Source organism: Streptomyces sp. SJL17-4, from assembly GCF_036826855.1.
Taxonomy (GTDB): domain Bacteria; phylum Actinomycetota; class Actinomycetes; order Streptomycetales; family Streptomycetaceae; genus Streptomyces.
Genome location: NZ_CP104578.1, coordinates 522,516 through 534,730 on the forward strand (window position 1 = coordinate 522,516; position 12,215 = coordinate 534,730).

The 12,215-nt window shown below is 71.5% G+C and carries 10 protein-coding genes; 7 read left to right on the forward strand and 3 right to left on the reverse strand.

The features are described from left to right. Positions 1 to 62: 62 nt before the first annotated feature. Positions 63 to 848 (forward strand): ATP-binding cassette domain-containing protein, encoded by a 786-nt coding sequence (locus N5875_RS02175; protein ID WP_318210508.1) that lies wholly within the window; start codon positions 63 to 65, stop codon positions 846 to 848. Next, entirely contained in the window at positions 845 to 2,137 is a 1,293-nt protein-coding gene (locus tag N5875_RS02180) for a sugar ABC transporter permease (RefSeq protein WP_318210509.1), read from the forward strand. Before N5875_RS02175 ends, N5875_RS02180 begins: the two co-directional genes overlap by 4 nt. Before the next feature lie 15 nt (positions 2,138 to 2,152). On the opposite strand, the gene N5875_RS02185 is transcribed toward N5875_RS02180, so the two are convergent. Next, positions 2,153 to 3,820: a BCCT family transporter gene (locus N5875_RS02185; protein WP_318210601.1), complete on the reverse strand. Its 1,668-nt coding sequence runs from the start codon at positions 3,818 to 3,820 to the stop codon at positions 2,153 to 2,155. A gap of 361 nt (positions 3,821 to 4,181) precedes the next feature. Here N5875_RS02185 and N5875_RS02190 point away from each other — a divergent pair, with 361 nt between their 5' ends. The 3 genes from N5875_RS02190 (at position 4,182) to N5875_RS02200 (ending at position 7,884) form a co-directional block, all read left to right on the forward strand. Then, complete coding sequence (locus N5875_RS02190) at positions 4,182 to 4,811, forward strand: GntR family transcriptional regulator (protein ID WP_318210602.1); 630 nt, start codon at positions 4,182 to 4,184, stop codon at positions 4,809 to 4,811. A 192-nt stretch (positions 4,812 to 5,003) separates the two neighbouring features. Beyond that, positions 5,004 to 6,299: an amidohydrolase family protein gene (locus tag N5875_RS02195; protein WP_338491507.1), complete on the forward strand. Its 1,296-nt coding sequence runs from the start codon at positions 5,004 to 5,006 to the stop codon at positions 6,297 to 6,299. Positions 6,300 to 6,510: 211 nt separating this feature from the next. Beyond that, positions 6,511 to 7,884 carry an amidohydrolase family protein gene (locus tag N5875_RS02200; RefSeq protein ID WP_338491509.1) on the forward strand — a complete coding sequence of 458 codons (1,374 nt, stop codon included), beginning with the start codon at positions 6,511 to 6,513 and terminating at the stop codon, positions 7,882 to 7,884. Between the two features lie 72 nt (positions 7,885 to 7,956). Here N5875_RS02200 and N5875_RS02205 read toward each other — a convergent pair whose 3' ends face one another. Beyond that, complete coding sequence (locus N5875_RS02205) at positions 7,957 to 8,331, reverse strand: VOC family protein (protein ID WP_318210512.1); 375 nt, start codon at positions 8,329 to 8,331, stop codon at positions 7,957 to 7,959. 479 nt (positions 8,332 to 8,810) lie between these two features. Here N5875_RS02205 and N5875_RS02210 point away from each other — a divergent pair, with 479 nt between their 5' ends. After that, positions 8,811 to 10,382 carry a pectate lyase gene (locus tag N5875_RS02210; protein ID WP_338491511.1) on the forward strand — a complete coding sequence of 524 codons (1,572 nt, stop codon included), beginning with the start codon at positions 8,811 to 8,813 and terminating at the stop codon, positions 10,380 to 10,382. On the opposite strand, the gene N5875_RS02215 is transcribed toward N5875_RS02210, so the two are convergent. After that, positions 10,315 to 11,130 carry an FAD-dependent monooxygenase gene (locus tag N5875_RS02215; RefSeq protein ID WP_318210514.1) on the reverse strand — a complete coding sequence of 272 codons (816 nt, stop codon included), beginning with the start codon at positions 11,128 to 11,130 and terminating at the stop codon, positions 10,315 to 10,317. The two genes, N5875_RS02210 and N5875_RS02215, sit on opposite strands and share 68 nt — an antisense overlap. Before the next feature lie 205 nt (positions 11,131 to 11,335). Between N5875_RS02215 and N5875_RS02220 the strand changes: the two genes are divergently transcribed. Continuing rightward, complete coding sequence (locus tag N5875_RS02220) at positions 11,336 to 12,112, forward strand: hypothetical protein (protein ID WP_338491513.1); 777 nt, start codon at positions 11,336 to 11,338, stop codon at positions 12,110 to 12,112. The last annotated feature ends 103 nt before the right edge of the window (positions 12,113 to 12,215 follow it).

Here is a 12,215-nt window from a genome sequence, read left to right on the forward strand (position 1 = left end):
GCGGCCTTCCGCCCCCGTGGGGCGGAGCGGCCCGCGCGGGGCGAGCGGAGGAGGCGGTTCCTTTGCCGGAGCCACCCGTGCTCTCACTACGGGGGATCTCCAAGCGGTTCGGCGCGGTCCAGGCGCTGAAGGACTTCGATCTGGACGTCCACCCCGGCGAGGTGGTCGCCCTGGTCGGCGACAACGGCGCCGGCAAGTCCACCGCCGTGAAGTCGATCGCCGGGGTGAACCCGCCCGACGAGGGCGTCATCACGTGGGAGGGGAGGCCGGTCTCCATCCAACGGCCGCACGACGCCCAGAACCTCGGGATCGCCACCGTCTACCAGGACCTGGCGCTGTGCGACAACCTCGACGTGGTCGCCAACCTGTTCCTCGGCCGGGAGCTGCGGCGCTTCGGCGTACTCGACGAGGTCCGCATGGACCGGCGTGCGCGGGAGCTGCTGGACACCCTGTCCATCCGCATCCCGAGCGTCCGCATCCCCGTCGCCTCCCTCTCCGGCGGTCAGCGCCAGACGGTGGCGATCGCCCGCTCGCTGATCGGCGCGCCGAAGGTCGTCATCCTGGACGAGCCCACCGCCGCCCTGGGCGTGGAGCAGACGGCCGAGGTCCTCGACCTGGTCGAGCGGCTCCGCGAGCAGGGCCTCGGCACCATCCTGATCAGCCACAACATGGTGGACGTGATGGCGGTCGCCGACCGGATCGCGGTGATGCGCCTCGGCCGGAACAACGGCTTCTTCGACAAGCGCTCGACGACCGCCGAGGAGATCATCTCGGCGATCACGGGGGCCACCGACAGCGCCGTCACCCGCCGCCAGGCCCGTAAGCGGGAGCAGGAGGAGGACCGATGAGACGCGACCGAGGCCGCGGCCCCTCCGGCGCCGACGACTCCGCGAGCCAGGAACCGGCACCCGGTGCCGTGCCCGCCGTCGACGCCCGTCTCCTCGTCCGCGAGGAGGGTCTCAAGGGGTACGTGGGCGAGTTCCGGCGCAAGATGCGCAGCGGTGAGCTGGGGTCGCTGCCCGTCGTGCTCGCCGTGATCATCATCTGGACGGTGTTCGGCAGTCTGAACAGCACCTTCCTGTCGGCCCAGAACCTGTCCGACCTCAGTCAGCAGATCGTCGGCACGGGCATGATCGCGGTCGGGATCGTCTTCGTCCTGCTGCTCGGCGAGATCGATCTGTCCGTCGGCTCGGTCAGCGGGCTGTGCGCCGCGATCTTCGCCGTGCTCAACGTCCTGAACGGCATGAACGAGTGGCTCGCGCTGCTCGTCGCCATCGCGGGCGGCGCCGCCGTCGGGCTGATCCAGGGGTTCTTCTTCGCGAAAGTCGGCGTACCGGCGTTCGTGGTGACCCTGGCGGGAAACCTCGCCTGGAACGGGCTCATGCTCCAGGTGCTCGGCACCAGCGGCACGGTCAACATCCCCAGCGAGAGCGTCGTCTCCAAGCTGTACTCGACGATCTACCACAGCCCGGCGGCCGCCTACGTGACGGCGGCGGTCGGGGTCGGACTGTTCCTGGCGGCCTCGCTCCTGGACGCCCAGCGCCGGAGGGCGGCCCGGGTGCCGTTCCGGCCGATCGCCGAGATCGTCCTGCGTACGGTCGTCATCGCCGCGCTCGCCTTCGCCACGGCGTACATCCTCAACCAGTACCAGGGACTGCCGCTCGCGCTCCTGATCTTCCTGATCCTGCTGGTGCTCCTGGACTTCGTGCTCCGGCGCACCACGTACGGCCGCCGGATCTTCGCGGTCGGCGGCAACATCGAGGGCGCGCGCAGGGCGGGCATCAGCGTGCCGTTCGTCCGGATGACGGTCTTCTCGATCGCCGGCACCATGGCGGCGATCGGCGGCCTCTTCCTCGCCGGGCAGATCCAGTCCGCGAGCCAGACCTCCGGCGGCGGCAACCTCCTGATGAACGTGATCGCCGCGGCCGTCATCGGCGGCACGAGCCTCTTCGGCGGCCGCGGCACCGTCTGGTCGGCGCTGCTCGGTGCGCTGGTGATCGGCTCCATCCAGTCGGGCATGAACATCATGGGCGTGAGCAACGCCGTCCAGTTCATGATCACGGGCTCGGTCCTGCTGGCCGCCGTGGTGGTCGACTCCCTGTCCCGCCGCACCCAGAAGGCGGCGGGCAGGGCGTGATCGTACGGGCCCGGTTCAGGGCCCGTCGGTGTCCTGGGTGCCGGGGCCGATACGGAGCTCGAAGTCACCGTCGTACTGCTCGTGGCCGGCGATCACGGCGAGTTCGACGACCTCCACACCCACCTCGCCCCGGACGATCAGCGGGTCCCTGCGGAGGTCCCGCATCAGCGCCACGCACATGCCGATCATCACCAGGACGAACGGTGCCGCCACCAGGATCGTGAGGTTCTGCAGGCCCGCGAGGGCGTCGCCCTGGCCGTCGCCGATGAGGAGCATGATGGCGGCGACCGCGCCGGTCACCACGCCCCAGAACACCACCACGGGGCGGGTGGGTTCGAACGCGCCCCGCTGGGAGAGCGTGCCCATGACGATCGAGGCGGCGTCCGCGCCCGACACGAAGAAGATGCCGACGAGGACCATCACGAGCAGGCTCATCGTGCCGGTGATCGGGAACTCCTGGAGCACGCCGAAGAGTTGTCCCTCCGGGGTCGTCTCGCCCGCCAGGTCGCCCTGTTCGCTGAGCTTCATCGCCGTACCGCCGAAGATGGCGAACCACACGAGGCTGACGGTGCTGGGCACCAGGATGACGCCGCCGACGAACTGGCGGATGGTGCGGCCCCGGCTGATCCGGGCGATGAACATGCCGACGAAGGGCGTCCAGGAGATCCACCAGGCCCAGTAGAAGACGGTCCAACTGCCCAGCCAGTCATGGATCTCCGCGCCGCTGGTGGCCTCCGTGCGGCCGGCGAGCTGCGGCAGGTCGTCGATGTAGGCGGCGATCGAGGTGGGCAGCAGGTCGAGCACGATGATGGTGGGGCCCGCGATGAACACGAACAGGGCGAGCACCCCGGCGAGCACCATGTTGATGTTGGAGAGCCACTGGATGCCCTTCTCCACACCGGACACGGCGGAGAAGACGAAGGCCACGGTCAGTACGCCGATGATGGCGACGAGCAGCCCGGTGCCGGTCTTCTCCATCCAGCCCAGCTCCTCGAAACCGCTGCCGATCTGGAGCGCGCCCAGACCGAGCGAGGCGGCGGAGCCGAACAGCGTGGCGAAGATGGCCAGGATGTCGATGACCCGGCCGGGCCCGCCGTATGCCGCCTTCTCTCCGATCAGCGGGACGAACACGGCGCTGATGGTCTGCCGGCGCCGCTTGCGGAACGTGGAGTACGCGATGGCGAGTCCCACGACCGCGTAGATCGCCCACGGGTGGAGGGTCCAGTGGAAGAGCGTGGTGGCCATGGCGGTCTGCATGCGCTCGGCCGAGTCGACGGGCTGGGTGCCGGGCGGCGGGGTGCCGTAGTGGGCGAGTGGCTCGCTCACCCCGTAGAACATCAGGCCGATACCCATACCGGCGCTGAACATCATGGCGATCCATGACACCGTCCGGAACTCCGGGCCCTCGCTCTCCTGGCCGAGCGTGATCCGGCCGTAGCGGCTGATGGCCAGCCAGAGCGCGAAGACGACGAAGCCGGACGCGGCCAGCATGAACGCCCAGCCGCCGTTGCGGATCAGCCCGTCGAGGAGGTCGCTCGACGCGCTCTCCAGGCTGTCGGTGGCCGTGGCGCCCCAGACGACGAACGCCACGGTGAGAACCGCGGTGACACCGAACACGATCCGGTCGGTACGGGCGCGATGGTGGTGGTCGGGGCGGCCCGGGAGGTCCGCCGTCACCGACAGCCCTTCCCTCCCGCCCCGTTCGGCGCCTGGTCGGCGGCCGTCCGGCCCCTGATCTTCCTGCGACACAGATGCCACCTTTCACGGGCAAAGCGGTATTTCATCATAAACCTGACGATGTCTCTGTAAGGCAGTACCACAGCCGGGGCCGTACCGTGCGGACCAACAGACCCCGACGGCTTGACCGATGACCGCGGGTGGCCGACGGCGGGCCGACGTATCCTCGCCCCGGGCACCCCGAACAGGGGACGGACGAGCACGGCGGAGCAGGGAGAGGTCGGTACGGGTGACGGACGGACGACGGACCGACGCGACGGCCACGGGCAACGGGACGGCTCCGGGCGACGGGACGGCTCCGGCTCCGCTGAGCACGCGCGCGCGTGAGGCGGTCCTTCAGCGGATCGTGGACCGGCGGTACGCGCAGGGCGCCCGCCTCGTCGAGCGAGAGGTCGCGGAGGAGCTCGGCATGTCGCGCGTACCGGTGCGCGAGGCCCTGCGCGCACTGGTCACCGAGGGCCTCCTGGAGCTGCTCCCGCACAGCGGCGTACGCGTCCGGCGTCTGGAACGCGCCGACGTGGAGCACCTGTACGAGGTGTGGGAGCCGCTCACGATCCAGGCGTCCCGGCTGGCGGCGCGGGCGTGCGCGGCGGGCGACACCGCGGGACTCGCCACCCTCGACGCGGCGCTGCACCAGGCCGAGTCGGCGGCCGCCGCGGACGAGGCGACACGCGAGGTGGCCGCGCACACGGCCTTCCACGAGAGCATGGTGGCCATGTCGGGCAACCCGCTGCTGGCCCGCACGATGGAGCAGCTGAGCTGGCAGCTGCGGCTCGTGTTCGGCCTGCGCGAGGAGCCCGCGCACATGCGGGCCCAGCACGCCGAGATGTACCGGCACATCGCCGCGGGGGACGCGGAGGCGGCCGCGGCGAGCACGCTGCTGCACGTGCGGGACAGCAGGGCGGTCGCCCTTCGGTCCCTCTTCGGCGACGCCTGAGGGCTTCGCCGCCGCCCGCCACGGAGTATTCGTATACCAAGAAGGCCCGTCGCGCACCCCCGAATGGACCCAGGCGCCTCACAACCCTCCCGGAACGGGTGTTTCCGGTTCTCTGGATCACCGCCCTTGTCCGCCGCCTCAGCTTGGTATACAAAACGGGGAAGCCGTCGGCCCACTCCCCAAGGAGCACCCATGTGCGTCGAAGCCACCCCGCCGCCCTCCAGCAGGCTGACCCGCCGCGGCATCCTCGCCGGAGCGGCCGCCCTCGCCGGCACCATGGCCGCGGCGGGACAGGCGACCGCCGCCGCCGGTGACCGGGGAGCCGCCTCCGGTCGCCGTGTTCCCGGCCCCACCGCGCGCGTGGGACACCTCGTGATCCAGGGCGGCACGCTCCTGGACCCGGCCACCGGCGAGGTCACCGAGAACGCCGTCGTCGTCATCGAGGACGGCACCGTCCGGGCCGCCGGCCGCCGGGGCAGCGTCGCCGTGCCGCAGGGCGTCGAACTGCTCGACGCACACGGCCGCTGGATCCTGCCGGGCCTGGTGGACGCGCACATCCACCTCAGCACCGCCGCCGAGGCGCGCGACGCCGTCCGCAAGGGCGCGACGAGCGCGCGCAGTGGATCGACCTCCTTCTACCAGGACATCGCCGTCCGCGAACTCGCCCGGCACAGCCCCGCGCTCGCGCCGCGGCTGAAGGCCGCCGGCGTGTTCGTCACCCCGAACCTCGGCGACACCGTGCTCGCCGACCCCGATCTGACCCCGCTCGCCCGCCTCAAGGACGGAGTGCGCTCGGCCGAGGCGCTGCGGCGGGTGGTGGAGGTGAACCTCGCCCGGGGCGCGGACGTGATCAAGACCCGGGTCAACGAACGCGCCGGGCTCCCGGAGCAGGACCCGCTCGCCCAGGTCTACTCACGCGCACAGCTCGCCGAGATCGTCGCGGCGGCCCGACGGCGCGGAAAGGGCGTCCTCTGCCACAGCTACAGCGAGCAGGGCTGCCACGACGCCGTCATGGCGGGCATCCGCTCCCTGGAGCACGGCGCGTGCGTCGGCGAGCGGACGCTGCGCGAAATGCGGCGCCGGGGAACGTACTTCACGCCCACCCTCACCGCCATCGCCGGCCTGGCGGAGTCCTCGGACCCGGTCCTCGCCGAGCGCGGACGGACGTACCTCCCGGTCCTGAAGCGAGCGGTGCTCGCCGCACACGAACTCGGAGTACCGCTGGCCGCGGGCACCGACTCGTCCGGCGGAGTGGTGGACCCGATCGGCGGCGAGGTCGAACTGATGCACTCCGCGGGCCTGTCACCCCTCGACGCGATCCGCACGGCGACGACGGGCGCGGCCCACCTCCTGGGCCTCACCCGCACGGCGGGCCGCCTCACCCGCGGCTGCGCGGGCGACGCCCTCCTGCTGTCGGGCGACCCGCTGGCGGACCTGACGGTGCTGAAGCGGCCGGTCGCGGTGGTACGGGCGGGGATCGTGACCTGAGACGTCCGAGCCGGGCCGGCACGCCCGTCCGCCCGCCTGCCCGTCCGCCCGCCTGCCCGTCCGCCCGTCCGCCCGTCCGCCTGCCCGTCCGCCCGCCTGCCCGCCTGCCCGCCTGCCGATCGGCCCGCCTGCCCGCCTGCCCGCGGCTCGATCCGCTCCGCGCTGCCCTCACCACGACAACGTCGTGGCCCCGTCCCCCGAAGGAGTCCCCATGCAGTCGTCCTCGTCCTCACCCTCGCCTTCGTCGTCGTCCTCCCCCGGCGCGCTGTCCCGTCGCACGATGCTGGCGGGAGCCGCGGCTCTCGCAGGCGCGACGGCCACCGCGGCCGCCACGGCCGGGCCCGCGCAGGCGGTGCCCCCGGCCGCCGCCGAAGCAGCGGCGACCGGTGACGCGGGGCGTCGGGCCAGGACGGTCGTCTTCCGTGACGTGCGCCCGTTCGGCGCGGCGAAGGCCAGGGACCTGGTGGTCGTCGACGGCCGTGTCTCGGACCGTCCGGCGCCGCACGGCGCGAAGGTCGTCGACGGAGGCGGCCGGATCGCGCTGCCGTCGCTCGTGGATGCGCACATCCACCCCGACAAGACGACCTGGGGCGGCTCGTGGGTGTCGAGGCGTCCGGCGAGCGCGATCGCCGACTACGTGGCGCAGGACGTGGAACTGTTCCGCAGCCAGCGGCGCCCGGTGGTCGAGCGGGCGTACGGGCTGATGTCGCACGCCGTGTCCCGGGGCACGCGCGGCATGCGCGCCCACGCCGACGTGGCACCTGCATACGGTCTGGCCGGGGTGGAGGGCGTGGCGGAGGCGCGAGAGCGGTTGCGCCACGCCCTCGACGTCCAGATCGTGGCCTTTCCGCAGCACGGGGTGATCCGGACGCCGGGGACGGCCGCGCTCCTCGAGAAGGCGGCGCGCGAGGGTCTCATCGACATGATCGGCGGCATCGACCCGATCGGCTTCGACGACGCCCTCGACGAACAGCTGGACGTCGTGTTCGGCATCGCGGACCGCCATGGCGTGGGCGTGGACATCCACCTGCACGATCGCGGGGAGAAGGGCATGAAGGCGATGCGCGGCATCGTGGACCGCACGCGGGCGCTGTCGCTCGCGGGGAAGGTCACGGTCAGCCACGTGTTCTGCCTGCCGGGCCTGACGGACCGTGAACTTGATTCGATCGCCGCCGACTTGGGAGATCAGGACATCGCTCTGACCACGGTCGCGCCGTCCGACTCGCTGGTCCTGCCGATCGCGCGCCTGCGGGAGCACGGGGTGCGGGTCGGCCTCGGGTCGGACGGTGTGCGTGACTCGTGGAGCCCGTTCGGGAACGCCGACATGATGCACCGGGCGCACATCCTCGGCTGGGTGACGGATGTACGCCTGGACGACGAGCTGGCGGGCTGTTACGACGTAGCGGCACACGGCGGCGCGGACGTCATGGGGCTGGCGCACGCGGACTTCAAGGCCGGCGCCCCCGCCGACTTCGTCCTGGTCCGGGGTGAGTGCCTGCCGCAGGTGGTCGTGGACATGCCTCGCCGCGACCTGGTGGTGCACGGCGGTGTCGTGGTGGCCCGGGACGGCGAGTTCCTGGCCTGAGGGACGACCGGGGGGGTGGTCGGGCACCGCACGCGGGTGCCCGACCGACCGGACTCGCCCTGACCGGCCCTTCTACAGGTACGGCCGGGTGATCAGCTCGAACGCGTGACCGCCGGGGTCCTTGAAGTAGACCCCGCGGCCACCGTGTTCGCTGTTCGTCTCGCCGGGCCGCTTCATCTGGGGGTCGGCCCAGTGCTCGACGCCCTGCTCGCAGAGCCGCCCGTACGCCCGCTCGAAGAGCTCGTCGTCGACGAGGAAGGCGTAGTGCTGCATCTGGATGTCCACCGGGGGCTCGGCGAACTGGATGAGCACGCCGTCGGCGAGCTGGACGTTGACGAAGGGGCCCCAGGACGGCGCTTCGGGGAGTTCCAGCAACTCCCGGAAGAACCGCGCCGACTCGTGGCGGTCCTTGGCGGCGATGATGGTGTGGTTGAACGTGACTGCCATGTGGATGACCTCGCTGTTGATTCGACACGAAAAAGGACTCGTCGCAGTGCCTGAGCACTGGGGGTCCGCGTGCCGAACCGTGGGGGTGCTTTCGACGCACCCGCGGAGCGGTCAGTCGTCCACCGGATGGCCCGTCTGTGTATGGCGTCGAATCGCCGGTCCGGTGTTCACGTCGCAGGACGTTACGTGATCGAACTCGTACTGACAAGCGGACAGAACGCCGGGCGCGCACCGCCGAGTTGAGCGAGGAGGTCGTGCGCGGAGCCTTGCCACTCCCTTGGGGTCACCCTATTCTCCCGGCGGGAAAGCGCTTTCTTTCTCTCTGTGGCCGCCTCGGCCTGTCCGTGGCGGCCACGGCGAGGCCTGCCCATGGGCGGTTGCCTCTGCACCGAACGACGTTCCGCAAGCACGGCACGGCTCTGCGTTGCACCGCATTCAGGAACCACCCCCAGCGTTCGAAGACGAGAAGGACGGCAAGCATGAGACGACCAGTCGCACTTCGGCTCCACGCGGCACTGGCCACCCTGGCCCTCGCGGCCGCGACCGGCGTGGTGTTGTCGATGCCCCAGGCATCGGCGGCCACCGGTGGCGCCACCGGATACGCGACCCAGAACGGCGGGACCACCGGCGGCGCCGGCGGTCAGACCGTGCGGGCCACCACGGGGACCGCGATCCACGCGGCCCTGTGCGGGCGTGCCAGCAGCAGCACCCCGATCACCATCGAGGTCGAGGGGACGATCAACCACGCCAACACCACCAAGGTGTCCGGCACCAGTTGCAACACCGCGGACGGCGTGATCGAGCTCAAGCAGATCAGCAACGTCACCCTCGTCGGGGTCGGTGCCGGCGCCGTCTTCGACCAACTCGGCATCCACATCCGCGAGTCCAGCAACATCATCATCCAGAACGTGACCGTCCGGAACGTCAAGAAGTCGGGCTCGCCGATCTCCAACGGCGGCGACGCCATCGGCATGGAGAGCGACGTCCGCAACGTCTGGGTCGACCACACCACCCTGGAGGCGTCGGGCGGCGAGTCGGAGGGCTACGACGGGCTCTTCGACATGAAGGACAACACGCAGTACGTGACCCTGTCGTACAGCATCCTGCGCAACTCCGGGCGGGGTGGCCTCGTCGGCTCCAGCGAGACCGAGCTGTCGAACAGCTTCATCACGTACCACCACAACCTCTACGAGAACATCGACTCTCGCGCTCCCCTGCTGCGCGGCGGCACCGCCCACATGTACAACAACCACTACCTGCGGATCAACGAGTCCGGCATCAACTCCCGCGCAGGGGCCCGCGCCAAGGTCGACAACAACTACTTCGAGGACTCCAAGGACGTCCTGGGCACCTTCTACACCGACGCGGCCGGGTACTGGCAGGTCGGCGGCAACATCTTCGACAACGTGACCTGGTCCGCGCGCAGCGCCGAGAACAACCCGGCGGGACCGGACCCGCAGTCCAACACCACCGTCGCCATCCCGTACGCCCACACCCTGGACTCCGCCGCCTGCGTGCCGGACGTCGTCGGCCGAACGGCCGGTGCCGGCAAGGGGCTTCTCGTGTCGAACGGCAGCTGCTCGCCGCAGACCCCCAGCCCGACACCCACGCCGACGCCGACGTCCTCGTCGCCCACTCCGACCCCGACCCCGACCACTCCCACCCCCACGCCCACCAACCCCGGTGGGACCAACCTCAGCATCGGGGCCGGCTCCGACGGTTCGAGCAAGGCCGACGGCACGAGCTACGGCAACGTGCGGGACGGCGACCTCGGCACGTACTGGTCGCCGGCCGGATCGACCGGCTCGGTGTCCATCAAGTGGGGCTCCGCCACCACCGTGTCCGCGATCACCATCCGTGAGGCGGCCGGTTCCGCCGGTGCCATCGGCTCCTGGCGCGTCCTCAACGGCGACACCGGGGCCGTCCTCACCTCGGGCAGCGGGGCCGGGGTCATCGCCGTTCCCCGCACCGCACTCAAGAAGATCACCTTCGAGATCGTCGGCTCGACCGGCACCCCCCGCGTCGCCGAGTTCGAGACCTACGCCGGGTAGGGAGCGGCTCGGTGCGCCGACCGACCGCGTCGGCGTCAGCGTCGGCGTCGGTACCGGTCCGGGTTCGGGGCGATCGCAGCCCCGGGCCCGGACCGGCCGCACGTCGGGGCCAGATGTGCCAGTGGTCGTGGGACAGCCCGTCGACGGTGGCGTCGACGAGCATCATCCGGTCGGTCTCGTCGGTGGTGCCCTCGAAGGCGATCCCGGCGGCCTTGCGGACGGTGCTGGAACCGCCGTCGGCCCCGACCGCGTACCGGCTTCCGCGTACTCGGCCGTCCTCCAGGCGTACCGTGCACGCCTCTTCGTCCTGGGCGATCTCCACGGCGCGGGCCCCGAAGTCGTCGCGCACGCCGAGGCGTTCGACGGCGTCGTGGAGGAGCGCGGTGGTGGCGTACTGCGGGAGCAGGAGGACGTCGGGGCAGGGGGTGCCGATGCCGTCCGGGGCGGTGGCGTGCATCTGCCAGGCCTTGGTGAAGGGGCCGACGTGGAGGCCCATCGACGGGTAGGCGCCGCCTGCCGCCCGGGCGGCCTCGGCCAGGCCCAGATCGTCGAGGACCTCCAGGGTGCGAGACGGGACGCCCTTGGCCCGTGAGCCCTGGAAGCGCTTCTCGTCGCGCTCGACCAGGCGTACCGGGACCCCTCGGCGGGGCAGGTCGAGCGCGAGGCCCACGGGCCCGGCGCCGATGACGGTGACGGCGGCGTCGAGCGCTCTCGGCGACGCCTTCCCTGTGTCGTTCGATTCCGGCATGTCCGATGCTCCTCGCCGTCCCCGGGCACGCGAACGGATGCGCGCACCTCACCCCTTTTCGGATACAGCGAAACCGAAATTCGTGGCGCACGACGCGCGCCACGTGGGGGGATGCGGGCTCCGAGGCAACGGGCGTTGCGTAGGCTCGAACAGAGCGTTCCGCGCACCCGCACCGCGCCGCCCGTACGACGAGGAGGACCCTCCCATGAACACCGCCGACGAGGGACGGCCGCAGCAGCTGGACGCGGCCAGCGTCCTCAACGCGAAGACCACCCTCCTCCAGCTTCTCGCGCGGGCGGGGGTCTACACCGGCGACGCGGAGGAACTCATCGGGCTCGTCGAGGCGGGCGCGCTCGCCATGGCGCACACGGAGATCACGGCGGTCGCCGAAGCGCGGGGAAGCACTCCGCGGGAGAAGGGGGACGAGAAGAGGGGCGACGACGGCGAGCAAGAGGAGCTCTACGCATCGGGCTGGGCCGACGGCGCCCTGGCCGTCACCGAGGAACTCGGCGCCATCGCCGAGCGGGCGTTGGTCCGCGCCGTCACCACCGGCCCGTCTGCCGACTCCCCCGACGAGCGACCCCCCGTCGGGCGGGCGGAGATGGAGCGGGCCAAGGTGGCCGTCACGCCGCTCTACCTCTCGTTCGCCGATGTCTCCGACCTCGACCCGGAGGTCACCGAACAGGTGCTCGGCGCGGTCCTGCGCACGATGAGCCCGCGTCAACGCGCCGGGTATCCGGGGCGGCTGACGCGGTTCGCCTCCGCCCACCAGGCGCACCTGGAGCGGCTGTACGCGGAGTACGGTCCGGGCAGCCCGATCGCGATCCACGGCCGCTACTCCCTCGTCCACTCCCCCACCAGCGTGGCCGTACTGGAGCGCCTGGCCGAGACCCCGTCGGCCCTGCACGAGGAGTGGGACGCTGCCGAACTCCCGCCGGCCTGGCTGGACGGCCTGACGACGGCGTGGGGGGCGCCGGCCTGACGACGGGGCGGCGGGGCCCGCCCGCGGGGGCCCTCGAAGCCCCCGCCCCCAACTCGGCTCCACCGCAGAGCCGTTGAGGACCTCTCACCTGATGTGGCACCAC

What these genes read in the sequence shown, in the direction of transcription:
- N5875_RS02180 (WP_318210509.1), top strand. Translation starts at nt 845, where the DNA reads ATGAGACGCGACCGAGGCCGCGGCCCCTCCGGCGCCGACGACTCCGCG.
- N5875_RS02195 (WP_338491507.1), top strand. Translation starts at nt 5,004, where the DNA reads ATGTGCGTCGAAGCCACCCCGCCGCCCTCCAGCAGGCTGACCCGCCGC.
- N5875_RS02200 (WP_338491509.1), top strand. Translation starts at nt 6,511, where the DNA reads ATGCAGTCGTCCTCGTCCTCACCCTCGCCTTCGTCGTCGTCCTCCCCC.
- N5875_RS02205 (WP_318210512.1), bottom strand. Translation starts at nt 8,331, where the DNA reads ATGGCAGTCACGTTCAACCACACCATCATCGCCGCCAAGGACCGCCAC.
- N5875_RS02210 (WP_338491511.1), top strand. Translation starts at nt 8,811, where the DNA reads ATGAGACGACCAGTCGCACTTCGGCTCCACGCGGCACTGGCCACCCTG.
- N5875_RS02215 (WP_318210514.1), bottom strand. Translation starts at nt 11,130, where the DNA reads ATGCCGGAATCGAACGACACAGGGAAGGCGTCGCCGAGAGCGCTCGAC.
- N5875_RS02220 (WP_338491513.1), top strand. Translation starts at nt 11,336, where the DNA reads ATGAACACCGCCGACGAGGGACGGCCGCAGCAGCTGGACGCGGCCAGC.